Raw genomic sequence first — 24168 nt, 5'->3', positions numbered from 1 at the left:
ATGAAATTTCATAAGCCTTAATTTTTATATCTCTTCTTTCAAACTAATAAAGCAATTCTACGCTAACATATTCTTCATACAAATCTGAGGAGGTTGAACCTTATAAGTTGTTATAAGGGGAAGATTTAATCGAATAAATTTCGTTTAGCCATATGATATCTGCCTCTCCAAACAAGTTTTTTTGTGTTGTTATTCTCAATTCAAAATAAACATGATTTCCATTCTAAAGATTTTGACCATAATTAAGCTTTAGTTCAATTTTTATTTTCCAATGTAAGAACAAGCAGGTTTTAACAAATTTTAACGCAAACGATTGATAAAAACCTGTTTTAGATTTATTTTTTAGTCAAAAGCTATAAAAAGCAAGCAATTAAAGGCTAGTAATAAGTTTAAGGCGATGAAAAACCTACCTAAATAAAGCTTAGAAACAGTAATGCTCTTAAAAATGCTGAATTCAAAATAATTTAATCAGAATTGATTTTAGGATTCTCATAAATGTGTTTGTTTGATCAAACGTTTGCGTGGAGTTTGTTGGTTTTTAATGTTTTCAATCGCATAATTTAGAATTTAATTAGGATTTAAAAGTTCCTAATAATTAGCAGATAAGCTGAAATTCCAACTAAAATTTTAACCAACTAATCAACTGTATTATGCTGTAATGTGATCAAATTATTAGTATCAATTCCAAAACAAACTAACTAACCATTTTAAACTGTAATTCTATAATGAAAAAGTTATTCCTATTATTTTTTCTAAGTGCTTTTGCTATTTTAGCCAGGGCACAAAATCTACCAATAACCGGAACGGTTAAGGATCTAGAAGGCACACCGATTCCAAGTGTGTCTGTAAAAGTTAAAGGCACTACCCGTGTTTCATCTGCCAACTCTTCTGGTTATTTTAGTATTGAAGCAAAAATTGGTGAGGTCTTAACCATTAGCTATGTTGGCTTCACTTCTAAAGATATTGCCATTACCAGTCAATCTCTGGGAGATATTACACTTGCAGAATCAACTGAATCACTGAATGAAGTTGTTGTTGTTGGCTATGGTGTTCAAAAAAGAGAAAGTTTAACGGGAGCATTAAGTACCATTAAAGGGAGCGCATTAAAAAACATCACTTCCCCAAATGTACAAAATCTCCTTGCTGGTAAAGCTCCTGGTTTATTCGTTGCGCCAGGTTCAGGAAGACCAGGCTCAGCAGGAGCAGTAATCATTCGTGGGCAGGCTACTTTAGGTGGTACAACTAGTCCGCTATGGGTAATCGATGGAGTAATTATCGGCTCTAGTCCTGGAGATTTAAATCCAGAAGACATTGAGAATCTTACCGTATTAAAAGATGCCGCATCAACTGCAATTTATGGTTCCCAAGGTGCAAATGGCGTAATCATTGTGACTACCAAAAGAGCCAAATCGGGACAAATGACAATTGACATCTCATCCAGAGTAGGTATAACCCAACTTACAAACGGTAATCTTCAAGTAATGAATGGTGCTGAATTATATGATTATTTTGCATCATTCGCCAACGCAAATACCATTAGTTTCCCTAGGTGGAAACCAGAGTTACGCAACAGCAATTTCGATTGGTGGGATTTAGCAACAAAAGAAGGCTTTAATCAAAATCATAACATTTCCTTTCAAGGTGGAACTGAAAAGTTACAATCAATGCTATCTATTGGTTTCTATGACGAATCAGGAGCTATAAAAGGATATGATTACGAACGTTATAATTTTAGATTTAATACCGTTTACAAGCCTTATAACTGGCTTACCATTAAACCATCATTAGTTGGAGCCCGCCGTGGTGTTGTGGATAAACAATATTCTGTAACATCAATATATTCGAATTTACCATGGGATAGCCCATATGATGCCACTGGAAATTTAGTTCCTCATCGTTCGAGCACCTGGGTAAATAGCGTGTCTACCAACTATCTGTATGATTTACAATGGAATAAAGGTTCTAATACGAACTATGAATTAATGGGTAATTTTGATTTTGATATTAAAATAACGAATAAATTAACTTTCTCTTCTGTTAATAATTATAGGTTTAATACCTATTCGGCCAGTAGTTATACCGATCCCCGTTCAAATGGAGGGTTAAGTGTAAATGGGCGGATTACTGAATATAGAGATGAGTACACACGTCGTTATACCAATCAACTTTTAACTTATAATAATTCTTGGGGAAAGCATAGTCTTAATTCAGTTGCAGGATATGAATTTAATGATTACAGAAGTAAATCATTAGATGTTTACGGAACTGGATTAATCCCAGGATTTGAGGTGTTGGATGTTGTATCTAAGCCCGAACGAACTAAAGGAGGCATTAGCGAATGGGCAGTACAATCTTTGCTTTTTAAAAGTAGTTACTCTTATGATGATAAATACCTGGCACAAGTATCATTTCGTAGGGATGGCGCATCGAATTTTGGCAAGAAATACGGAAACTTCTTCTCAGTTGGAGCAGGCTGGAATATTCACCGCGAAAATTGGTTTAACGCTAAGTACATTAATAACTTAAAACTTCGTGCTGCTGTTGGTACTGTAGGTAACCGCCCTAGTTCATTATATCCACAATTCGATTTATACGCTGTAAATCCAGCGGCGAGTTATAATGGGGTTCCAGGGCTTTTAATTAGTCAACTTGGAAACGAAAACCTTACCTGGGAAGAAACTTATACTAGCGGCTTAGGTTTAGATGCTGCTGCTTTTGATAACCGACTTAGATTAAACTTAGATTTCTATATTAAAAACACCAATAATATTCTTTACAATGTGCCTATTTCGGGTTTAACAGGGGTAACTAGATTGTACCAGAATGTTGGTAAAATGAGAAACCAAGGTATAGAGATCGCACTTGGAGGTGATATTATTCGTAACAAAGACTTAACATGGAGTCTGGATATGAATTTAGGACACAACGTTAATAAGCTTACCGATATATACAAAACCAGAAACTTGGATGGCAGCTACACAGCCAAGCCAATTATTGTAGATGATGGTTTAGGTATAGCTGGTTCGGCTACCCGAATACTACAGGTTGGCTTGCCAGTGGATACATACTATATGCCAGAATGGGCAGGAGTTAATCCGGATAATGGTTTACCTCAATGGTATAAAGTAACCAGAGATGCGAATGGAAATGAAATAGACAGAACAAAAACATCTACTTACGCTCAAGCTACTCAAGAAAAATTATCAAAAGCATCACCTGATTTCTTTGGTGGTATTACAACTGCATTAACCTTTAAAAAGTTTGATTTGAATGCTGTTTTTGGTTATTCAATAGGAGGGAAAATTTACAACTATTCACGTCAGGAATACGATTCGGATGGAGCTTACACGGATAGAAACCAAATGAATTTAGTTGATGGTTGGAGTAGGTGGCAGAAACCTGGAGACATTGCAACCCATCCTATAGCTCGATATAATAATCAAGATAAAGGCAACTCTATGTCTTCACGTTATTTAGAAAGTAGTGACTTTTTCAGAATGCGTTCATTGGCACTGGGTTACAGTTTCGATTTGAAAAAATATAAGGTAAGAAATTTAAGGGTGTTTTTATCAGGAGAGAACTTGTTTGTTATAACCAAATATTCGGGTGTAGATCCAGAATTACCTGCTAACGATGGCGCTGTTTTATTTTCTACAGGACCATCGGTTTATCCTATGTCAAGAAAATTTATGTTCGGTCTTAATGCTTCATTCTAAATAAAATAAAAATGAAAAAGATATTAGTTATCATCTTTGCAACAATTGCTATATCATCTTGTAAGGTTGACAGAGAGCCATATGGATCACTGCAATCTGAAAAGATAAATCAAAATCCAGAAGAATCCATAGATGGGTTACTTAATGGTGTATATGCACAGCTTAAAGCCTGGTCAGATCCAATGCATCGTTTAGGCGAATATGCGGGCGATAATATGATGATCAGAGGATCCTCTACAGATCCATTTTATGAATTTATCTCCTTTGCAAGGACCCCAAATAATTCAAGACTAACAACTTTTTGGGATAGTGGTTACAAGGCCGTTGCTCAAGCATCAAATGTCATTAACTTAATTCCACAAGGTAAAAATGCCACACTTGACAGTAAGTTAGGAGAGTGCTATTATGTTAGAGGAATGATGTATTTTTATTTGGTTCGTGCTTTTGGCCGCCCATACTACCAAAGCCCAGAAACCAATTTAGGCGTGCCTATTGTGAACGGTACACCTAAAGATGTTATTAATTTAAATTTACCAGATAGATCTACAGTTAAGGCAACTTACGAACAAGCAATTTCTGACTTGAAAAAAGCAGAAGAGTTAATTACTGTTAATAAAGGACCTGTTTTTGCTTCTAAAGGTGCTGCACAGGCTATGCTTTCGAGGATTTATCTTTACATGAGCGGAACATATGAAAATCCCAATCAAGCTAATGCTCAGCTGGCTGTAGATTATGCAAATAAGGTAATCGCTAGTTCAACTACTTATAGCCTGTTACCAAGGGATCAGTTTATGAAATACAATACTTTAACACCTGAAAACAACAGAGAAACTATCTTTGCAATTAAGCGTGTCGCATCAGAGTTCTCTGGTTCCGATCATTATTATGGTATTGGTGGTATGTACTCTAACATTGGTGGCCAGGGTTGGGGAGAAATGTATGCAAGCGCAAAATATATTGGTTTGTTAAATGAAACAGGTAGAAATGATTGGCGACCAGATAAATATAAAATTGTTGATGCAAGAGCTGCATTTATAGAGCCAACTTATTCGAAAAATGCTGCAGGTGCATATACTGAGGTGTTTAGATTTATTAAAGATGATGCAGGTAATGTAGTAAACTATGTGCAGGCAACTGTAACTAGAAATGGAAATACAATTACTTGTACTGAAGGTACCGATGTATATACACTAACGCCATTAAATGCGGCGCAAGAAAGTTATACCATAAATTATAAAAACGGAAAAACTTACACTGGTTTTATTGATTATTTTATAACACTGAATCGTGTTTATCCACAATTCTACATTGTTAAAGATTCGCGTGAAGGTGAAGATTCGCAATTACATTCTCCTGTAATTAGCAGGTTAGGCGAGGTTTATTTGAACAGAGCCGAGGCGTACGCTAAATTACAGAGATTTACAGAAGCACTTGGCGATTTAAATACGATAAGAACACGTTCTATTGTTAATGGTGGATATGCTTCTTTAAATGCTGCAAACGCAGGAGATTTAATTGATAAAGAAAGACAATTGGAACTAGCTTATCAGGCTGAGCGTAGCTTTGATGTATTCCGCAATGGAAAAGAACTTAGCCGTCAGTATCCAGGGCCTCAAAATCAGAATGTAAGTATTGTAGCTACTGATTTTAGAGTTATATATTATATTCCTCAGAGTGCGATTAATTCATACCCAGGAAAATTAACTCAAAACCCAACCCAGTAATAACTGAAAAATATAGTTACTGATAATATTTCGAAGAGGCTGATCATTATTTATGATTCAGCCTCTTTGCATTTGTATTATGCATACTAATTACTTAAACTTTTGCTAAATTTTAGCCCTGCAGTTAATGTTTATTGCAGAGTTGGTTGTGATCTAAACCCGATATACGCGTAAAGCCGCCGATTTTTCTTCGGCGCTTGAAGCATTAGCGGGGCCGAACCCAACAAAAGGATTGCAGCAATTGCTTTTCAAAAAAAATCTTTGCACAGGTATATAAAATGCTGAAGCAGATTTGATAGGACGAATGCGCAATCTTGAATGTCTGGATTTACAACTGCTTCATGCTCAACTTAAAACTTATTACTTACTGCGTAAAATTTTTTATGATAACCCCTTGATTCTTAAAAAGAATTGTTCTACTTTTGCAGTCCGTTTTATGGGCTATCTGTAAGGATGCCGGGGGAGCGGTAAATAATTAAATAAAAAATTAAAAAAGCACAATGCCAACCATTCAACAATTAGTTAGAAAAGGTAGAGTAGCACTGGAGTTCAAGAGTAAGTCTCCAGCGTTGGACAGCTGTCCACAGCGAAGAGGTGTATGTACACGTGTGTACACCACTACCCCTAAAAAACCAAACTCAGCAATGCGTAAAGTAGCCCGTGTTCGTTTAACGAACGGTAAAGAGGTTAATGCATACATTCCTGGAGAAGGTCACAACTTACAAGAACACTCAATCGTTTTGATTCGTGGTGGTCGTGTTAAAGATTTACCAGGTGTACGTTACCACATTATTCGTGGTGCATTAGATACATCAGGCGTTGCTGGTCGTAACCAACGTCGTTCGAAATATGGTACTAAACGTCCTAAACCAGGTCAAGCAGCTGCTGCACCTGCAAAAGGAAAGAAAAAATAATCGGGAGGAAATAAGAAATGAGAAAGTCAAAACCAAAGAAGAGAATTATTCTTCCTGATCCAAAATTTAACGATGTTCAAGTAACTCGTTTTGTAAACAATATGATGTACGATGGAAAAAAATCTATCGCTTATTCTATTTTTTACGATGCTGTTGAAATTGCTGAGAAAAAAGCAGGTGAAAACGGTCTAGAGATATTCAAACGTGCTTTAACTAACATTATGCCAGCTGTAGAGGTTAAATCTCGCCGTGTTGGTGGTGCTAACTTTCAGGTTCCAACTGAAGTTAGACCAGAGCGTAAAACAGCTCTAGGTATGAAATGGTTAATTTTATACGCTCGTCGTCGTGGTGAAAAAACGATGAAAGAGAAATTAGCTGGCGAAATCGTTGCTGCTGCTAAAGGTGAAGGTGCTGCTGTTAAGAAGAAAGAAGATACGCATAAAATGGCTGAGGCTAACAAAGCGTTCTCTCACTTCCGTTTCTAGTAGTTTATTTACAAATTAGTAAGATTACACAGATTTAATTAGAAGATTATACTGATTAGATAAATTACACCGATTTGTTGTTTAACATAATCGGTGTAATCATTTAAAATCAGATAAATCAACAAAAAAATATAATGGCAAGAGATTTAAAATTTACAAGAAATATTGGAATCGCGGCTCACATTGATGCAGGTAAAACTACAACAACTGAGCGTATTCTTTATTATGCTGGTGTAAGTCATAAAATTGGTGAAGTGCACGAAGGTGCTGCAACAATGGACTGGATGGCACAAGAGCAAGAGCGTGGTATCACAATTACTTCTGCTGCAACTACGGTTGATTGGAATTACAGAGGTCAAAAATATCATGTTAACGTTATCGATACACCAGGACACGTGGATTTTACCGTAGAGGTAAACCGTTCGTTACGTGTATTAGATGGTTTAGTATTCTTGTTTTCTGCAGTTGATGGTGTTGAGCCTCAATCAGAAACTAACTGGCGTTTAGCTAATAACTATGCAGTTCCTCGTATTGGTTTCGTTAACAAAATGGACCGTTCTGGAGCTGACTTCTTAAAAGTTGTTAAGCAGGTTAAAGATATGTTAGGTAGTAATGCAGTTCCATTGCAATTACCTATCGGTTCTGAAGATGCATTTAAAGGTGTGGTTGATTTAATTAACAACCGTGGTATTGTTTGGAATGAGCATGATAAAGGTATGACCTTTACTGAAGTGCCAATTCCTGATGATATGTTAGATGAGGTTGCAGAGTGGAGAGAAAAATTACTAGAATCAGTAGCTGATTATGATGAGACTTTGATGGAGAAATTCTTCGAAGATCCTAACTCAATTACTGAGCGTGAAATTTTAGATGCTTTACGTGCAGCTGTTTTAGATGCTAAAATTGTACCTATGGTTTGTGGTTCATCTTTCAAAAACAAAGGTGTACAAACTATGCTTGATTACGTGATGGAATTATTGCCTTCACCTATGGATAGCGAAGGTGTAATTGGTACTAACCCAGATACTAACGAAGAAGTTTTATTAAAACCAAGCATTAATGAGCCATTTGCAGCTTTAGCATTTAAAATTGCAACTGACCCATTTGTAGGCCGTTTATGTTTTATCCGTGTTTACTCGGGTAACTTAGAAGCTGGTTCTTATATTTATAATGCTCGTTCTGAAAACAAAGAGCGTATTTCTCGTATCTTCCAAATGCATGCTAACAAGCAAAACCCAGTGCCTAACGTTGCTGCTGGTGATATTGCTGCTGTAGTTGGATTTAAAGATATCAAAACTGGTGATACACTATGTGATGAGAAACACCCAATCGTTTTAGAATCTATGGATTTCCCTGAGCCAGTTATCGGTTTAGCTATTGAGCCTAAAACTCAAGCTGACGTTGATAAATTAGGTATGGGCTTAGCTAAATTAGCTGAGGAAGATCCAACATTCAGAGTACAAACTGATCAAGAAACTGGTCAAACTGTAATTTCTGGTATGGGTGAGCTTCACTTAGATATCTTAATCGATCGTTTAAAACGTGAATTTAAAGTAGAGGTTAACCAAGGTGCACCACAAGTAGCTTACAAAGAAGCTATTTTCGGTACAACTCAACACCGTGAAACATACAAAAAGCAATCAGGTGGTCGTGGTAAATTCGCGGATATCCAAGTTGTTATTTCTCCAATCGATGCTGATTTCGAAAAAGGTGGTTTACAATTCGTAAACGAAATTACAGGTGGTTCAATTCCACGTGAATTTATTCCTTCAGTAGAAAAAGGATTTGCTGCGGCAATGGCGAATGGTGTATTAGCTGGTTATCCACTTCCAGATATGAAAGTACGTTTGATTGATGGATCATTCCACGCAGTCGATTCAGATGCTTTATCATTCGAGCTTGCTGCTCGTATGGCATATCGTGAAGCTTTACCTAAATGTAAGCCAACTTTGATGGAGCCAATCATGAAAATCGAAATCTTAACCCCTGAAGAAAACATGGGTGATGTAATCGGTGATATGAACCGTCGTCGTGGTCAGTTATTAGGTATGGATACTCGTAACGGTGCCCAAGTAATTAAAGCAACTGTGCCTCTTTCTGAAATGTTCGGTTATGTAACTCAGTTACGTACAATCACTTCAGGACGTGCAACTTCTACAATGGAATTTGACCACTACGAAGCTGCGCCTAAAAACGTACAGGATGAAGTAATTGCTAAATCTAAAGGAAGAGTAAAATCTGAAGACTAATTGAGGTATAAGGTAAAAGGCGTAAGGCAAAGGTTTTAAACCCTAAGCCTTACACCCCTAAGCCCTCCACCTTTTAAAGATAAATCCGATTCCTGTTGTTAATAGCTCTAACAGGGAATCATAATTAAAAATAAGATGAGCCAAAGAATCAGAATTAAATTAAAATCTTACGATTACAACTTAGTAGATAAATCTGCTGAGAAAATCGTAAAAACTGTTAAACCTACGGGTGCAGTTGTAAGTGGACCAATTCCACTTCCTACAGAGAAAAAAATCTTTACTGTATTACGTTCTCCACACGTAAACAAAAAAGCTAGAGAGCAGTTCCAATTATGCGCTTACAAACGTTTATTGGATATTTATAGCTCTAACTCTAAAACAGTTGATGCTTTAATGAAACTTGAATTACCTAGCGGTGTTGAGGTTGAAATCAAAGTTTAATTGATTTTAAATCGAATTGAAAAGGTCTTGATGCAAATCAAGGCCTTTTTTTGTTTAAATACTTTGAAACAAAAGCCAGGTTATTAGGTTTTATTAATATGACAGATCCGAAAGAGAAAGATGAAAATTTACCAGTCGAGGGTCAGGATTTTGCTGATCCTAAAGAAGAATTAAATGAAAAACCTTCATCTCATGGAGAAGTGGGTAATCAAAAAGGTGGAGATTTTTCTGAGTTAGAAAAAAGTAGAATGGAACATCCGCCTAAGCAACGAGATGAAAATGGATCAGAGAAAGATGACGCAGACGAATTAATAGGATAAAATTCCTTTTACATTATATAGTATGGCAGTTATCTTCAAATATCAGGCTTCGAATTAGCAGGTGAATTTCATGTATTTACACTAATTTGAAGTAAAAGTTAGTATTTTACCTCAAATTAATGTAGCGATAATCGATTAATTAATTTTTTAATTAACCCATCTTAATACAAATCACTAGTTTGATTAAAATCTTGCTTTATTTGTTCCCCAAATTTTTTAGCCTTTTCCATGTATTCTGGTGCTTGATCTTTTAAATCATCTACTAATGATTTTCCGTCAATATCTCTTTTTTTAGTAGCGTACTTGTAGCCGTACACAGCGGCTGCGCCAAGTATTACATATTTTAATAAACTCATGTTGTATTTTTTTAAATTCCTGTATTTAACACATCGTCCTCACTTCTGCGGACTATTTTATTTTCTTTAAAATCTTCAGAAGAACTTCCAGTACCACTTTCAGCGCTTTTAACTGTAGGATTTTTGTCTTTACTGTGATAACTATCGTCGCTTAAAGAATCTTTGCCTTGCGTACCAGTATTGTCGAATCCATCTTTAGCAGTAATTTTTCCAATCGCTTTCTTTATTTTATTGGCTTTGGCAGTAGTTTCCTTTCCAAAACTGGTTACTTCTCCATCATCGTTCCCTTTCTCATATTGCTTTTGAACATCAGATTTTTCCTTCTCCTTTTCGTCAGAACCAACATAGCCTTCCAAATGTTCTGCCTTATTATATATGTTCGTTTTCATTAGCATTTGTATAAAGTAATTATAAAACACATTAAGTTCCAGATGGTTTGAATAAAACTAATTTTAATAATTATGGGTTGGCGTTTTTTAGTAAATAATTTCGTTAGCATTTTTGGCTTTTGCTTAACTTGGCCATCAATTTAAAAGGTTTGTATTTAATGGAGTGGAAAAAATTACTTTCGAATAAACGTTTTGGTCAGGAGCAGTATGGTGCAAGTTCGGATAGGGCAAGATCAGATTTTCAACGCGATTACGACAGGTTAATTTTCTCGTCACCTTTTAGAAGACTTCAAAATAAAACACAGGTTTTCCCTTTGCCAGGTAGTGTTTTTGTTCATAACCGATTAACCCATAGTTTAGAAGTTGCCAGTGTTGCACGTTCTATGGCTAATATCTTTTTAAATAAACTGGAAGATAAAAATCCGAAATTAATTAATGATGTGCCGTTAATTAATGAGGTTGGAAACATTGTTGCAGCGGCAGCATTAGCTCATGATTTAGGTAACCCAGCTTTTGGTCATTCAGGTGAAGCTGCAATATCTCGATATTTTACTGATGGTGACGGTAAAGTTTATCAGAAGGAAATGAATGATGCCCAATGGCACGATTTGATAAATTTTGAGGGAAATGCAAATGCAATCAGAATTTTAACTCATCCACTAAAAGGAAAAGGAAACGATGCTTATGCCTTAACGTATTCCACCTTGGCATCGATAGCCAAATACCCATGTGCATCTATCGCAGGGAAGCAAAAGGGATTATTACATCGTAAAAAATATGGTTTTTTTCAATCAGAAGAGGATAGCTTTAAACGCATAGCTGAAGAATTAGGCTTGGCACAAGAAGAAAACGAATATTTGATTTATAAACGTCATCCATTAGTTTATTTAGTTGAGGCTGCCGATGATATATGTTATAGTATAATCGATTTGGAGGATGCGCATCGTTTAAAAATTCTTTCTTATGAAGAAGTAAAAGGTTATTTATTACCATTTGCTAATTCAAAAACAATAGAGGATAGATTGCTAAATGATTATGAAGATGACGATGCTAAAATAGGCTTACTTCGGGCAAAAGCTATTAATACGTTAACTCAAATCTGTGCCGAAATTTTTTATAGAGAACAAGACACTTTACTTAAGGGAGAATTAAATAGGAGTCTAACAGATTTGATTCCAGAGCCCTACATAACTGCCTGGAAGGCGGTAGAGAAAGTTTCAGTAGAACGGATTTATAACTTCTCATCTGTAATACAAAAAGAGGTTGCTGGTTATAAAATTATGGCTGGTTTGCTCGAAGAATTCGTTCCTGCTTTAATACATAATAATACACATTACTATCAAAAGCTTGTTAAATTAATTCCAAAACAATACCATACTGATAAAACGGATATTTATTCGCGAACTCAAAGCGTATTAGACTTCGTTTCAGGCATGACAGATTTGTACGCGGTAGATTTATACAGGAATATTAAAGGAATTTCTTTTCCATCCGAAACGTAGTAGGTTTTTTATGAAAAAAACACCTATAAGTTGTATCTATAAGTGTGTATCATTTATTTTAGATTAAAATTCCGCCATTAAAACACCGTTTTGTGTAAAAAACTTATTTCAAATATTTCGTTTTAAGCTTATTTACCCCTTAAAGACGGATTTTCGTGTAAACAGCTAAGTGTAGCTTATACTAATTATTAGATTTGGGAGTTAAGCCGTGAATTCATCCACACGATTTAAGCTAAAGATCATATCCCAATAAATGAAAAGAATGTTACTATTTGCCATGCTATTGTTTAGTATGGCCCTTAATGTGCAAGCTCAAACGCCACAACAGTTTAATTACCAAGGTGCAGCCCGTAATACAAACGGAACCCCGCTAGCCAATAAAAATATAGCTTTAAGAATTAGTATTCTTGATGCTTCTGCAACAGGAACTTCACAATACACCGAAGTTAGAAATGTAATTACGAACCCATTTGGTTTATATAGTGTAGTTATAGGCAGTTCTGGTGCAACTTCAACAACTGGTACAATTGGCGCAGTAACCTGGGGTGTTGGTTTAAAATTTATAAAAGTTGAAATCGATCCTGATAATGGAAATAACTTTACTGTAGCAGGAACAGCTCAATTACTTAGTGTTCCGTATGCACTTTACTCTGCAAACGGACCAACTGGTGCCAAGGGCGATACAGGTGCAACTGGTGCAATCGGCCCTCAAGGTGCTACTGGGCCTGCAGGGCCGACAGGTGCAATAGGATTAACTGGCGCTAAGGGCGATACTGGAACGACTGGTGCAACTGGTCCGCAAGGTGCTACAGGACCAGCTGGACCAATCGGTGCAACGGGATTAACAGGTGCAACAGGCGCAACTGGTTCCCAGGGTGTTGTGGGAGCAACAGGGCCACAGGGTCCGATCGGGCCAACGGGTTTAACAGGCGCAATTGGTCCACAAGGAATTGTTGGGCCTGCTGGAGCAGTTGGTTTAAAAGGAGATAAAGGCGATAAGGGAGATACAGGTACTCAAGGGCCAGTAGGACCATCTACAGGTGTTGCTGGTGGCGATTTAACTGGTAACTACCCTAATCCAACAATTGCTAATTTGCAAGGAAAAACTTTAACTGCAGCAGCGCCTTTAAATAATCAAGTTTTAATGTTTGATGGAACAACATGGAAGCCTGTAACGTTAGATGCATCTAATATTACTGGTGGAAAAGCCTTATCATCAACAGATTTAAATATTGATGCAAATGGAACATCAGCTTTGCTTAAAGATGTTGTGGTAAATATTAACACTGGAGCTGTTACTACAGTTAAATTGGCTGACGGTGCTGTAACCACAATAAAAATTGCCGATGCTGCTGTTACCTCAACTAAAATTGGTAATAAGGAAGTTAAAACTATAAACGTTGCAGATGCTGCGATTGGGACCTTACAAATTGCCGATGCTTCGGTTTCTGTAGCTAAACTAACCACAACAGGTGTAGCCGATGCTAATAAAGTTTACATTACCAATACCACAACGGGTGTGCCCGAATTGATTAGCAGAGCAGCATTTACAAACTCTACAGGTTGGGCTTTGAGAGGTAATACAAATAGTCAAGATAATACCAATAATTTTTTGGGTAATACTGATGATGTTGCAATCAATTTCTTAATTAATGGACAAAGGTCAGGACGTTTAGGAAATTCTAATGATTTAAACTTGTCATTTGGTTATAAAACATTTATTTCGAATGTATCTGGATTTAATAACAGCGTTTTCGGTAAGGAAGCATTATCATTAAATATTTCTGGATTTGAGAACAGTGCCTTCGGACATATGGTTTTAAATCGAAATTTTAGTGGCTTTAATAATAGTGCTTTCGGTTCGTTATCAATGGCAATCAATACTGTAGGTAATGATAATACAGCTTTTGGTGCGCATACCTTGGCTGCAAATATTACAGGAACAGGAAATACAGGTGTTGGAAGTTATGCTCTAGCTTCAAATACGGGCAATAATAATACAACCTTAGGTTACAATGCAGGTACAGCAAACACATCAGGTGCAGGAAATACTTTTATAGGTAGTAATGCAGGTGCGGCAAATACATCAGGTGCTGGTAATATTTTTATAGGAAATAGCGCAGGTAGTAGCCTAGCTGCTAATGCTAACACATTAATTATTGCAAATACGAATACAACATTACCATTAGTTTCAGGACAAATTGCAACAGCTGGCGGTTACTTAACGTTAAATAATGGTTTAGGTGTTGCAACTTCGGCTCCAACATCGACAAGTACGTTAAATATTAATGGCTCATTTGCAACAGGTATTTTAAGATATGGAGCAGGCGGAGGTTTAACACTAAACGAAAGTCATCATACCATTAGAATTATAACCGCTTCTTTATCTGTTACTTTACCAGCTGCTAATACCGTTAAGGGCAGAGTTTATGTTTTAATAAACGGAGCTGGGTTAACGTTTGCAACAACAGTGGTAAATCCTGATGGAACTACAATTACAGCTCCAACACTTAATCAGGTAATTACTATACAGAGTGATGGAACGGATTGGGTAAAAATCTCTCAATAATTAAAGCTATGAATAAAGTTTATACACTTTTTTGTATGCTAATGGTTTGTTTGAGTCTTCAAGTCAAAGCTCAAAGTACTACGTTGCCGAGTACCATCAACACGGCAAGTAGTTATGGTAAAATAAATAATCTGTATTTCGATTTTAGCTTTGGCGAGATGGTGTTAGTACAAACCTTTCAATCCAATACTGTTAGCTTAACACAAGGTTTTCTGCAACCAATTTTATTATCGCAAAATACCGTCGATTTGGTTATTACTAATAATATTATTACACCAAATGGCGATGGAAGGAATGATTTTTTTGTAGTTAAAGGATTGGAAAAGTACCAAAGTAATAAAATAAGCATTTTCGATAGGGCAGGTCGCTTAATTTTTAGTGCTTTTAACTACCAAAACAATTGGGATGGTTATTATAATGGCAATCCTTTGGCAGAAGACACTTACTATTACATTATAGATTTAGGTACTGCTGGTTTAGCCAAGGGTTTCATTTCTATATTATATAAAAAATAACAGCTTTGAAAAAGATAAAAATATACATAATCGGGCTGTTGTTGTGGTTTGTAGCACCCGCTGCTTACAGTCAGCTTAATCCAATGGGTAGCATTTACTACCAAAATCAGTTTCTGGCAAACCCAGCACTAGCTGGTATTGATACAATGGTTAATTTAAATGGTGCATTTAAAACGCAGTGGATGAGTATTAACGGCGCACCTAAACTTCAATATGTAACCGCCGATTTATCGCTTAAAAACAGAAAAGTGGGTTTGGGCTTCCTTTTTTATAATGAAAGTGCTGGGGTAATAAATCGAACGCGTGCAACATTAAGTTATGCCTATCACCTAAAATTAAATAAAGATTCGAGCTTTGTCGATTTTGGCTTATCAGCAGGATTAATGAACGAATGGATTGATTTGGGTAAAGCAATAGGTGATTTGGGTGATGAGGTTGTTGGTAGCTTTAACGATAGAAGACTTTACTTAGATGGAGATTTTGGCGTGGCTTTTAGAAGCAAAAAATTAACTGTGCAAGCATCTTTACCAAATTTAAAGCGCTTTTTAAAAAGAGATCTTGTAAGAAACGTAGTCGATCGATCGCTTTATTTTGCTGCTGCGAGTTATAAAATTAAAATTAAGGGCGGTGCATTAAATTTGATTGAACCAAAAGTTGTTTATCGTGGTGTAGAAAACTATAAAGGCATTTTAGATGCAGGTGCAAATCTTTTGTTTTTGCAAGATAAATTATCTTTAACTGGTATTTATCACAGCACGAATAGCGTAACTTTTGGTGCTGGTGTAAACTATAAAAATAAATTATCTATTTTATTGCAATACACCACTAATACTTCAGCAATGCAAAATTATAGTAATGGTGAGTTCGAATTGGGCTTGCGATACAGATTTAAAAAATTATAATATTACAACTGTCTCAAAATAATAAACCCCATGGATATTTTTTATCCATGGGGTTTATTATTTTCTATTTAGTGATTAACGTCTTCCAGTCTCATCCCATTTATTTCTTTCGTCTTGTAATTCTCTCGCCAGTTTCATTTCTTTATCTTTTGCTTTTACTTTATGCGCCTGAAACTCATCAGCCACTTCCTGATAAAGCTGCGTACGATAAGTAGCCTCTTTTCTAAATTTGCCTGTTTGTAAAATCACAATTGCCAGTCCTGCAGCTAAAACAATAATAATTGCCCATACAATCGTGTTGTATGTGCCTTTGTTAAAAGATATTCCAAGAAAGCTAATCTCGTTTACCGATGCGGTTGCACTTGCTAATGAATTTTCTTTTCCAGTTACTTCGCCCTTCAAACCAGCAATATTATCCGCTTGAGTTTTAATTTGCTGTTTGGCAACTATCAATTCTTTGCGCTCTTTTCTCAAAGTATCGTTTACACTTTTCCAAACGGCCGATAATCTTGCTGGGTTAATTAATCTAGCTCCATACAAGCTTTTCGATTTTTTTAACATGAACTGGTACTGACCATTCAATGATGGATCAGTGTTTTTTGAAGTGTCTTGCTGTGCATGAGCAAATGCGACGTTTAAAAGTAATAACGCCCCTAAACAATAGATGATGTGTTTAAATTTCTGCATAGTTTAAATGTAAATGTTAAAATGTAAAACTACATTTTTATACAATTTATTATAAATTAATTTCGGATAGATTACATTTGTTTCATGCAAATAGGAATTATTGGTTTGGGCGATATGGGTAAATTGTACGCTCATTCATTTGTAAAGGCAGGTTATAGGGTTTGTGGATCGGATATGCCTTTGCGTTTTAATGATTTAAAAAAAGAACTTGAACCAGCAGGAATAGAAGTGCTTAACGATGGGCATGAGGTATCAAGAAAATCAGATTTTATAATCTATTGCGTTGAGGCAGAAAAGATTGATGAGGTAGTTGCTGCTTTTGCGCTCTCTACAAAATACGGTGCAATTGTTGCTGGACAAACCTCTGTAAAACACCCCGAAATTGCTGCTTTTGAGAAACATCTTCCTAAAGAAACTCAAATTGTTACCTGTCATTCTTTACACGGCCCTGCATTTAGTCCCGAAGGACAAACTTTGGTTGTGGTTAGGCACCGTGCAAGTGATGAAGTTTATCAGCAAGCGCTAGAGGTATATAAATCACTTAAATCGAATATTATTGAGTTAGATGATTACAAAGAACACGATCGAATTGTAGCCGATACACAAGCGGTTACACACATGGGTTTTGAGAGTATGGGGTCGGCCTGGAAAAATGCTGGATTTTTTCCTTGGGATAATCCTGCCTATGCAGGTGGAATTGATAATGTCAAAATCCTAACTACACTCCGGATTTTTAGCTACAAATCGCACATTTATGCAGGCCTGGCAATTTTAAATCCTTATGCTCAAAAACAGGTTAAATATTATGCACAAGCAGAATCTGAACTTTTTAAGTTAATGATTTGTGAAAATGAAGCTGAATTTAGAGCAAAAATTTACGCCGCCCGAGATTTTGTATTTCACGAAAGTCGTAAACTACTGCTATTGGATGATAACATTATGAAGGAATTTAGCTTATCTGATGCCGAGCATAAACAAAAACCTAACTCGCACTTAAGCTTATTGAGCATGGTTTATGCCTGGTACAAAATGGGTGTAAATCCTTACGATAACCTAATTTGCCAAACACCACCATTTAAACTTCGTTTGGGCATTGCCGAATATCTATTTAAAAATGAAGCGATGCTAGAAGAATCCATTTATACGGCTTTGTACGATAAATCTATCCGCGGCGACGATTTGGAATTTCATACAGCTGTGCACGAATGGGCATCGATAATTGGATACGGAGATTTGAAAGGTTATAAAGAACATTTCGAAGCTGCAAAATCTTTCTTCGCTAACCGATTAAACGATGGAAGGGATTTAAGTGCTGAAATGATTAAAAGGTTAGGGAAATAGCTTTGGTATGAAGGTTAAATTGCAGAAGCCAGAAATTATTATTTTATTGAAGGAAGAATTATCAGAATTGGATAAGCTTTGTTCTGTATTTGATTCTGGAAATGAGGAGGTGATTGGAGGTATGGCTAAAGTTATCAATCATATCTTCCAAAATACGGAAACATCTAAATCCTTATTAAATCAACTTAAGCTTAGCCATGTATCTATTTATTGTAGTGCCGAATTCTACAATCCAAAAAGTTTAATTAATTACCTTGGCCTTTTAAATTTAAAACGCAAAGCTGAATTTGGATGGAATTATTACCCAAAACTGAATCTGGAAGATTTGAAATTAGTTTCTTTCGAAAACTGGTGGCAAAATAAAAAGGTTATTATTGATTCGCTTGGTGTTTCGTATTCTAGAGCTAAAATTATAAAATCAATTTCTATAGATGATGGTGAATTGGATCAGTTAGATACTTCTGGTTGGACCATAAAAGATGGTAAGGGAATTAAAATAAATCCAATAGCCGCAACAGTTAGGCAAATCGCCTTTGAGTTGTTAACATCGTTTAAAACAATTGATCTCGAAAAAGAAAGTAAACTACATTATAAATTATAGAATGAGTGAGTTTTGATTAAGTACTTTGCACTTGGTATTCATTGATTAAAAACCCATTTGATCAAAATAAATTCCAATTTTCCATCGCACATCTAACATCATCCATATAACATATAGACTTTATTTTATTACTTAAAACCTTCTTTTAGCCTAAAACATTCACTTATATTTGCCCGCATGTCGGTATTACTATTTACCATAATTGTCTTAGTGGGCGCTTTTTTAGCGGGTTTATTGGGCTCTTTAACAGGTTTGGGAGGTGGTGTAATCATCATTCCTTTATTAACTTTGGCTTTAGGTGTAGATATTCATTATGCAATTGGAGCGTCTATTGTCTCTGTAATTGCTACATCATCAGGTTCGGCCGCGGCTTATGTAAAAGAGGGGATTACCAATATTCGAATAGGAATGTTTTTAGAGATTGCAACAACCGTAGGTGCAATTTGTGGAGCCATCATAGCCGTTTATCTTAATGCAAATTACATTGCGATCATATTTGGTTGTATTCTTATATTTTCGGCCATAATGACTTTAAAGAAAAAGGTTGATCATTCAACTTTAGACGATTCTGATAGATGGGCTAAATTTTTTAAACTTAATGGTTCTTATCCTGATAAGGGAATGGAACATAAGTATGCAGTTAAACATGTTCCATGTGGTTTTTTAATGATGCTTTTTGCTGGAACTTTATCAGGTTTACTGGGCATTGGAAGTGGTGCTTTAAAAGTAATCGCTATGGATAACATCATGCGTTTGCCATTCAAAGTTTCTACAACAACCAGTAATTTTATGATGGGCGTTACTGCTGCTGCAAGTGCGGTAGTTTATTTGCATCGTGGCCAAATCGACCCAGGTATTGCGATGCCAGTTTGTATTGGAGTTTTAACTGGTGCAAGTATTGGTTCGAAGGTATTGTTAAAAACCAATACAGGTAAATTAAAAATTGTATTCGCTGTTGTGGTTACATTTTTAGCCTTGCAGATGATTTATAAAGGAATAAGCGGATTATAATGAGTACAGCAAAAAAGGAAAATTTAAACGACAGAGATATTCAGGTGATTTTGGGTACGCTTTTACGAGCTGGCGTTATCATTTCAATGAGTATAGTATTAGTTGGTGGTTTTATTTTTCTTATTCATAACAAAGGCGTAATTACAGATTATAAGGTTTTTAAGCCAGAGTTATCAAAATTCTCTTCTATAGCTTCTATTTTTAAAGGTGTTTTAACTTTTCAAGGCGATGCAATTGTACAGTTTGGAGTTCTTATGCTCATCTTTACACCCATTGCCCGCATTGTTTTTGCCATTTTTAGCTTTTTAATCGAACGCGATTACCTTTATGTATTGATTGGTTTAATCATATTAACCATCATAACCATCAGTTTAAATGGTGGTTTAGCACATTAAGCTATCTTTTTAGGTAAATCCCATCATATCAGCAATTTATTTGAAAAAATATTTCGCTAACTATTTGAAAATTAATAATTCTTGTCTATCTTTGCCGTCCCTTTCGGGGGATGTACAACCACCTTGAACGAAGCCCTACTGCTTCGATGGGTGTTAAATTAAAAGATAAAATGTCAGGAATTATTGGAAAAAAAGTAGGAATGACCAGTATCTTCGATGCAGATGGAAAAAACATTCCATGTACTGTAATCGAGGCTGGGCCTTGTGTAGTTACACAAGTGAAGACCGAAGAAAAAGACGGGTATTCATCTATTCAGTTAGGATATGATGAGAAAAAGAGAAAAACACAACTCAACCGTTAAAAGGCCATTTCGCGAAAGCAAACACAACTCCGAAACGCAAACTTGTTGAATTCGATTCGTTTACAACTTCACTTAACTTAGGTGATGTAGTAACTGTTGATGCATTCGCAGAAGGCGATTTTGTTGATGTTGTAGGTACCTCAAAAGGTAAAGGTTTTCAAGGTGTTGTAAAACGCCACGGATTTGCCGGTGTTGGTATGCAGACTCACGGTCAGCATAACCGTTTACGTGCCCCAGGTTCATTGGGAGCATCGTCATTCCCTTCACGTGTATTCAAAGGAATGCGCATGGCTGGAAGAACAGGTGGAGACAGAGTAAAAGTTCAAAACTTGCAAGTTTTGAAAGTTTATGCTGAGCAAAACCTTTTAGTAGTTAGTGGTTCCATTCCAGGAGCTAAAGGTTCTTACGTAATCTTAGACAAGTAATCAGATGGAAGTTAAAGTATTAAACATTTCAGGTAAAGAAACAGGTGCCAAGGTGCAACTTCCTGAATCGGTATTCGGTATCGAGCCTAACGACCACGCGATTTATTTAGATGTTAAACAGTATTTGGCTAACCAACGTCAAGGTACTCACAAATCTAAACAACGTAACGAGATTGCTGGTTCAACCCGCAAACTATACAAACAAAAAGGTACAGGTGGTGCAAGAGCAGGTAGCATTAAATCTCCGTTATTTAACGGTGGTGGTCGTGTTTTCGGTCCTCAACCGCGTGATTACAGTTTTAAATTGAACAAGAAATTAAAATCATTAGCACGTAAATCTGCTTTAGCTTATAAAGCAAAAGATAACAACGTGGTAGTTTTAGAAGATTTCAACTTCGATACAATTAAAACTAAAAACTATACAAGTTTATTAGCTGCATTAAATGTAGGTACTCAAAAAACTTTGTTGGTTTTACCTTCACAAAATAATAATATCTATTTATCAAGCAGAAACGTAGAGAAAACTAAAGTAATTACTGCGGCAGATTTAAATACTTATGATGTATTAAACGCTGGTGTACTTGTGTTAACTGCAGATTCTGTTAAAACTTTGGAGGAGGCATTTGCCAAATAATATGGAAATTTTAAAAAAACCAATATTAACCGAAAAAGCTTCAGCTTTAACTGAAAAATTAAACGTTTTTACATTTAGTGTTAACCACAAAGCAAATAAATTACAGATTAAGTCTGCAATTGAAAAACTTTATGGTGTTACAATCACTTCAATCAACACTATGGTTGTAGATGGTAAAGCTAAATCTCGTTACACAAAAGCAGGTTTTGTTTCAGGCCGTAGCCCGAAATACAAAAAAGCAATTGTAACGTTAAAAGACGGTGAGACAATAGATTATTACGCAAATCTTTAATTTAATTATTAATTATAACTATGGGCTTAAGAAAATTTAAACCAGTTACTCCGGGAACCCGCTTTAGAGTAGGTGCCAGCTTTACGGAGATTACAGCAACCAAGCCCGAAAAATCATTGGTTGTATCATCAAAAAAGTCTGGTGGACGTAACAACACAGGTAAAATGACTATGCGCTACATGGGTGGTGGTCATAAAAAATCATATCGTTTAATCGACTTCAAACGCGATAAATTTGATATTCCTGCAACAGTGGCTACTGTTGAATACGATCCTAACCGTACTGCCCGCATCGCATTATTAAACTATGCAGATGGCGAGAAGCGTTACATTATTGCTCCTGAAGGATTGCAAGTTGGTTCGGTATTATTATCGGGCGATACTGCAGCACCAGAAGTAGGTAACACTTTAAAATTATCGAACATTCCATTAGGTTCTATCGTTCACAACGTAGAAATCCATCCTGGAAAAGGAGCACAATTAGCTCGTAGTGCAGGTGCTTACGCACAATTAGCTGCCCGCGATGGTAAATATGCTACTTTAAAAATGCCTTCAGGCGAAACCCGTTTAATCTTGACTACTTGTCTTGCTACTATCGGTGCTGTATCTAACTCAGATCACGCAAACGAAGTATTAGGTAAAGCAGGTCGTAAACGTTGGTTGGGCCGTCGTCCGAGAACTAGACCGGTAGCGATGAACCCTGTCGATCACCCAATGGGTGGTGGTGAAGGTAGATCATCAGGTGGTCACCCACGTTCAAGAAATGGCGTTTTAGCTAAAGGCTACAAAACCAGAGAACTTAAGAAATATTCTAATCGTTACATCATAGAGAGAAGGAAGAAATAATGGCTCGTTCGATAAAAAAAGGACCTTATATTGACCATAACGTAGAGAAAAAAGTAAACTCTATGAATGATTCAGGCAAAAAGTCTGTAATCAAAACTTGGTCTCGTAGATCAATGATTTCACCAGATTTCGTTAATCATACATTTGCAGTACACAATGGTAACAAGTTTATCCCTGTGTACGTAACAGAAAACATGGTTGGTCACAAGTTGGGAGAATTTGCTCCAACCAGAACATTCAGAGGACACGCTGAAAAGAAAAAATAATTAGACAATGGAAGCAATAGCAAAATTAAACAATTGTCCAACCTCACCGCGTAAGATGCGTTTGGTTGTAGATCTTATCAGAGGTGAACGTGTAGAGAAAGCATTAAGCATTTTAAAGTTTACCAACAAAGAAGCAGCAATAAGAGTTGAGAAATTATTATTATCTGCGATTAAAAACTGGGAATCGAAAAATGAAGGTGCTCGCCCTGAAGAAAACCAACTTTTTGTAAAAACAGTTATGGTTGATGGTGGTCGTCAGTTAAAACGCTTACGTCCAGCTCCTCAAGGCCGTGGATATAGAATTCGTAAACGTTCTAACCACGTAACGCTGATTGTAGATAGTAAAAACACAGAAACAACTCAAAACTAATTAGGAAATGGGACAAAAAGCAAATCCAATAGGTGCCAGGTTAGGAATTATCAAAGGATGGGATTCTAACTGGTTCGGTGGCAACAACTACTCCGATAAATTAGTTGAAGATGAGAAAATAAGAAAATACCTTTCTGCTCGTATTGCTAAAGGTGGTGTTGCAAAAGTAGTTATCGAGCGTACGTTAAAACGTATCACTGTAACTATCCACACAGCTCGCCCAGGTATCGTAATCGGTAAAGCAGGTGCTGAGGTTGATAAAATCAAAGAAGAGTTAAAGAAATTGACTAAAAAGGAAATTCAAATTAACATTTTCGAGATTAAACGCCCAGAGCTTGATGCACAATTAGTTGCAGAAGGTGTTGCAAAACAATTAGAAGCAAGGATCTCATTCCGTAGAGCAATGAAATCTTCTATCGCATCAACAATGCGTATGGGTGCTGAAGGTATTAAAATCATGACTTCTGGTCGTTTAGGTGGTGCTGAAATGGCACGTACTGAACAATACAAAGAAGGAAGAGTGCCTTTGCATACATTCCGTGCTGATATCGATTACGCTTTAGCTGAAGCTTTAACTACTTACGGTAAAATAGGTGTTAAAGTTTGGATCTGTAAAGGTGAAGTTTATGGAAAACGTGATTTGTCTCCAAACATTGGTGCAGCAAATAACGGTCCTAAAGGCCAATCAGAGAAACCAGCTTTCGGTGGAAGAGATAACAGAGGTGGAGGAAGAGATAACCGTGGCGGTGGTAACGACAGACGTGGTGGAAACCAAGGTGGCGGTCGTGGTCCAGGCCAAGGTGGTGCAAACAGAGGTGGTGGCGCAGGCGCTAACAGAGGTCCTCGTAAATAATTGA

The 24168-nt window shown here is 36.4% G+C and carries 24 protein-coding genes and 1 pseudogene; 22 read left to right on the top strand and 3 right to left on the bottom strand.

The annotated features are described in order from the left end of the window. Positions 1-725 precede the first annotated feature (725 nt). From ACZZZI_RS06335 to ACZZZI_RS06305, 7 genes are all read left to right on the top strand, one after another. On the top strand, positions 726-3716 hold the full coding sequence (locus tag ACZZZI_RS06335) for a SusC/RagA family TonB-linked outer membrane protein (protein ID WP_463488952.1): 2991 nt from the start codon (positions 726-728) through the stop codon (positions 3714-3716). Positions 3717-3727: 11 nt separating this feature from the next. Continuing rightward, positions 3728-5440 carry a RagB/SusD family nutrient uptake outer membrane protein gene (locus ACZZZI_RS06330; RefSeq protein ID WP_463488951.1) on the top strand — a complete coding sequence of 571 codons (1713 nt, stop codon included), beginning with the start codon at positions 3728-3730 and terminating at the stop codon, positions 5438-5440. A 500-nt stretch (positions 5441-5940) separates the two neighbouring features. After that, a complete protein-coding gene (gene rpsL, locus ACZZZI_RS06325; RefSeq protein WP_010599925.1) occupies positions 5941-6354 on the top strand; it encodes a 30S ribosomal protein S12 in 414 nt (137 codons plus the stop codon). Between the two features lie 17 nt (positions 6355-6371). Continuing rightward, the gene (rpsG, locus tag ACZZZI_RS06320; RefSeq protein ID WP_056097505.1) at positions 6372-6839 is read left to right on the top strand and encodes a 30S ribosomal protein S7; all 468 of its coding nucleotides are present in this window, start codon (positions 6372-6374) and stop codon (positions 6837-6839) included. Positions 6840-6973: 134 nt separating this feature from the next. Then, a complete protein-coding gene (gene fusA / locus ACZZZI_RS06315; protein ID WP_316764622.1) occupies positions 6974-9088 on the top strand; it encodes an elongation factor G in 2115 nt (704 codons plus the stop codon). A gap of 135 nt (positions 9089-9223) precedes the next feature. After that, entirely contained in the window at positions 9224-9529 is a 306-nt protein-coding gene (rpsJ, locus tag ACZZZI_RS06310; protein ID WP_008244591.1) for a 30S ribosomal protein S10, read from the top strand. A 50-nt stretch (positions 9530-9579) separates the two neighbouring features. Then, the gene (locus ACZZZI_RS06305) at positions 9580-9849 is read left to right on the top strand and encodes a hypothetical protein (protein ID WP_463488950.1); all 270 of its coding nucleotides are present in this window, start codon (positions 9580-9582) and stop codon (positions 9847-9849) included. Between the two features lie 161 nt (positions 9850-10010). Here ACZZZI_RS06305 and ACZZZI_RS06300 read toward each other — a convergent pair whose 3' ends face one another. Together ACZZZI_RS06300 and ACZZZI_RS06295 are read right to left on the bottom strand one after the other, a co-directional pair. After that, positions 10011-10205 carry a YtxH domain-containing protein gene (locus ACZZZI_RS06300; protein WP_316764616.1) on the bottom strand — a complete coding sequence of 65 codons (195 nt, stop codon included), beginning with the start codon at positions 10203-10205 and terminating at the stop codon, positions 10011-10013. A gap of 11 nt (positions 10206-10216) precedes the next feature. Next, the gene (locus ACZZZI_RS06295) at positions 10217-10594 is read right to left on the bottom strand and encodes a hypothetical protein (protein ID WP_463488949.1); all 378 of its coding nucleotides are present in this window, start codon (positions 10592-10594) and stop codon (positions 10217-10219) included. Between the two features lie 158 nt (positions 10595-10752). On the opposite strand from ACZZZI_RS06295, the gene ACZZZI_RS06290 reads away from it, so the two are divergent. From ACZZZI_RS06290 to ACZZZI_RS06275, 4 genes are all read left to right on the top strand, one after another. Beyond that, positions 10753-12096 (top strand): deoxyguanosinetriphosphate triphosphohydrolase, encoded by a 1344-nt coding sequence (locus ACZZZI_RS06290; RefSeq protein WP_463491777.1) that lies wholly within the window; start codon positions 10753-10755, stop codon positions 12094-12096. A gap of 253 nt (positions 12097-12349) precedes the next feature. Continuing rightward, positions 12350-14665 (top strand): beta strand repeat-containing protein, encoded by a 2316-nt coding sequence (locus tag ACZZZI_RS06285; protein ID WP_463488948.1) that lies wholly within the window; start codon positions 12350-12352, stop codon positions 14663-14665. Positions 14666-14673: 8 nt separating this feature from the next. Continuing rightward, positions 14674-15180 carry a gliding motility-associated C-terminal domain-containing protein gene (locus ACZZZI_RS06280; RefSeq protein WP_463488947.1) on the top strand — a complete coding sequence of 169 codons (507 nt, stop codon included), beginning with the start codon at positions 14674-14676 and terminating at the stop codon, positions 15178-15180. Positions 15181-15185: 5 nt separating this feature from the next. Continuing rightward, positions 15186-16082 carry a PorP/SprF family type IX secretion system membrane protein gene (locus ACZZZI_RS06275; RefSeq protein ID WP_463488946.1) on the top strand — a complete coding sequence of 299 codons (897 nt, stop codon included), beginning with the start codon at positions 15186-15188 and terminating at the stop codon, positions 16080-16082. 75 nt (positions 16083-16157) lie between these two features. Here ACZZZI_RS06275 and ACZZZI_RS06270 read toward each other — a convergent pair whose 3' ends face one another. Next, complete coding sequence (locus ACZZZI_RS06270; RefSeq protein ID WP_463488945.1) at positions 16158-16769, bottom strand: hypothetical protein; 612 nt, start codon at positions 16767-16769, stop codon at positions 16158-16160. A gap of 84 nt (positions 16770-16853) precedes the next feature. On the opposite strand from ACZZZI_RS06270, the gene ACZZZI_RS06265 reads away from it, so the two are divergent. From ACZZZI_RS06265 to rpsC, 11 genes and pseudogenes are all read left to right on the top strand, one after another. Next, positions 16854-18110, top strand: coding sequence for a prephenate dehydrogenase (locus ACZZZI_RS06265; RefSeq protein WP_316764596.1), 1257 nt, complete (start codon positions 16854-16856; stop codon positions 18108-18110). A 7-nt stretch (positions 18111-18117) separates the two neighbouring features. Then, positions 18118-18711: a hypothetical protein gene (locus ACZZZI_RS06260; RefSeq protein WP_463488944.1), complete on the top strand. Its 594-nt coding sequence runs from the start codon at positions 18118-18120 to the stop codon at positions 18709-18711. 177 nt (positions 18712-18888) lie between these two features. Then, complete coding sequence (locus ACZZZI_RS06255) at positions 18889-19722, top strand: sulfite exporter TauE/SafE family protein (protein ID WP_463488943.1); 834 nt, start codon at positions 18889-18891, stop codon at positions 19720-19722. After that, positions 19722-20117 (top strand): DUF1634 domain-containing protein, encoded by a 396-nt coding sequence (locus tag ACZZZI_RS06250; RefSeq protein WP_316764587.1) that lies wholly within the window; start codon positions 19722-19724, stop codon positions 20115-20117. The genes ACZZZI_RS06255 and ACZZZI_RS06250 overlap by 1 nt, the downstream gene beginning before the upstream one ends. Before the next feature lie 170 nt (positions 20118-20287). Next, positions 20288-20904: pseudogene (gene rplC / locus ACZZZI_RS06245) on the top strand (50S ribosomal protein L3). Positions 20905-20908: 4 nt separating this feature from the next. Next, positions 20909-21538, top strand: a complete 630-nt coding sequence (gene rplD, locus ACZZZI_RS06240; RefSeq protein WP_231459157.1) for a 50S ribosomal protein L4 — start codon at positions 20909-20911, stop codon at positions 21536-21538. Between the two features lies 1 nt (position 21539). Further along, positions 21540-21830: a 50S ribosomal protein L23 gene (gene rplW / locus ACZZZI_RS06235; protein ID WP_056097517.1), complete on the top strand. Its 291-nt coding sequence runs from the start codon at positions 21540-21542 to the stop codon at positions 21828-21830. 20 nt (positions 21831-21850) lie between these two features. After that, positions 21851-22675, top strand: coding sequence for a 50S ribosomal protein L2 (rplB, locus tag ACZZZI_RS06230; protein ID WP_316764578.1), 825 nt, complete (start codon positions 21851-21853; stop codon positions 22673-22675). Next, the gene (rpsS, locus tag ACZZZI_RS06225; protein ID WP_010599906.1) at positions 22675-22941 is read left to right on the top strand and encodes a 30S ribosomal protein S19; all 267 of its coding nucleotides are present in this window, start codon (positions 22675-22677) and stop codon (positions 22939-22941) included. The genes rplB and rpsS overlap by 1 nt, the downstream gene beginning before the upstream one ends. A gap of 7 nt (positions 22942-22948) precedes the next feature. Then, entirely contained in the window at positions 22949-23311 is a 363-nt protein-coding gene (rplV, locus tag ACZZZI_RS06220; RefSeq protein ID WP_090501102.1) for a 50S ribosomal protein L22, read from the top strand. Between the two features lie 7 nt (positions 23312-23318). Then, entirely contained in the window at positions 23319-24164 is an 846-nt protein-coding gene (gene rpsC / locus ACZZZI_RS06215; RefSeq protein WP_316764571.1) for a 30S ribosomal protein S3, read from the top strand. Positions 24165-24168: the final 4 nt, after the last annotated feature.

The organism is Pedobacter sp. AC190, assembly GCF_979258025.1.
This window is presented reverse-complemented; position numbering and strand designations above follow the sequence as displayed.

Excerpts from the sequence above, each read along its gene's own strand:
- ACZZZI_RS06335 (WP_463488952.1), top strand. The coding sequence starts at position 726 with ATGAAAAAGTTATTCCTATTATTTTTTCTAAGTGCTTTTGCTATTTTA.
- ACZZZI_RS06330 (WP_463488951.1), top strand. The coding sequence starts at position 3,728 with ATGAAAAAGATATTAGTTATCATCTTTGCAACAATTGCTATATCATCT.
- rpsL (WP_010599925.1), top strand. The coding sequence starts at position 5,941 with ATGCCAACCATTCAACAATTAGTTAGAAAAGGTAGAGTAGCACTGGAG.
- rpsG (WP_056097505.1), top strand. The coding sequence starts at position 6,372 with ATGAGAAAGTCAAAACCAAAGAAGAGAATTATTCTTCCTGATCCAAAA.
- fusA (WP_316764622.1), top strand. The coding sequence starts at position 6,974 with ATGGCAAGAGATTTAAAATTTACAAGAAATATTGGAATCGCGGCTCAC.
- rpsJ (WP_008244591.1), top strand. The coding sequence starts at position 9,224 with ATGAGCCAAAGAATCAGAATTAAATTAAAATCTTACGATTACAACTTA.
- ACZZZI_RS06300 (WP_316764616.1), bottom strand. The coding sequence starts at position 10,205 with ATGAGTTTATTAAAATATGTAATACTTGGCGCAGCCGCTGTGTACGGC.
- ACZZZI_RS06295 (WP_463488949.1), bottom strand. The coding sequence starts at position 10,594 with ATGAAAACGAACATATATAATAAGGCAGAACATTTGGAAGGCTATGTT.
- ACZZZI_RS06290 (WP_463491777.1), top strand. The coding sequence starts at position 10,753 with ATGGAGTGGAAAAAATTACTTTCGAATAAACGTTTTGGTCAGGAGCAG.
- ACZZZI_RS06285 (WP_463488948.1), top strand. The coding sequence starts at position 12,350 with ATGAAAAGAATGTTACTATTTGCCATGCTATTGTTTAGTATGGCCCTT.
- ACZZZI_RS06280 (WP_463488947.1), top strand. The coding sequence starts at position 14,674 with ATGAATAAAGTTTATACACTTTTTTGTATGCTAATGGTTTGTTTGAGT.
- ACZZZI_RS06270 (WP_463488945.1), bottom strand. The coding sequence starts at position 16,769 with ATGCAGAAATTTAAACACATCATCTATTGTTTAGGGGCGTTATTACTT.
- ACZZZI_RS06265 (WP_316764596.1), top strand. The coding sequence starts at position 16,854 with ATGCAAATAGGAATTATTGGTTTGGGCGATATGGGTAAATTGTACGCT.
- ACZZZI_RS06260 (WP_463488944.1), top strand. The coding sequence starts at position 18,118 with ATGAAGGTTAAATTGCAGAAGCCAGAAATTATTATTTTATTGAAGGAA.
- ACZZZI_RS06255 (WP_463488943.1), top strand. The coding sequence starts at position 18,889 with ATGTCGGTATTACTATTTACCATAATTGTCTTAGTGGGCGCTTTTTTA.
- ACZZZI_RS06250 (WP_316764587.1), top strand. The coding sequence starts at position 19,722 with ATGAGTACAGCAAAAAAGGAAAATTTAAACGACAGAGATATTCAGGTG.
- rplD (WP_231459157.1), top strand. The coding sequence starts at position 20,909 with ATGGAAGTTAAAGTATTAAACATTTCAGGTAAAGAAACAGGTGCCAAG.
- rplW (WP_056097517.1), top strand. The coding sequence starts at position 21,540 with ATGGAAATTTTAAAAAAACCAATATTAACCGAAAAAGCTTCAGCTTTA.
- rplB (WP_316764578.1), top strand. The coding sequence starts at position 21,851 with ATGGGCTTAAGAAAATTTAAACCAGTTACTCCGGGAACCCGCTTTAGA.
- rpsS (WP_010599906.1), top strand. The coding sequence starts at position 22,675 with ATGGCTCGTTCGATAAAAAAAGGACCTTATATTGACCATAACGTAGAG.
- rplV (WP_090501102.1), top strand. The coding sequence starts at position 22,949 with ATGGAAGCAATAGCAAAATTAAACAATTGTCCAACCTCACCGCGTAAG.
- rpsC (WP_316764571.1), top strand. The coding sequence starts at position 23,319 with ATGGGACAAAAAGCAAATCCAATAGGTGCCAGGTTAGGAATTATCAAA.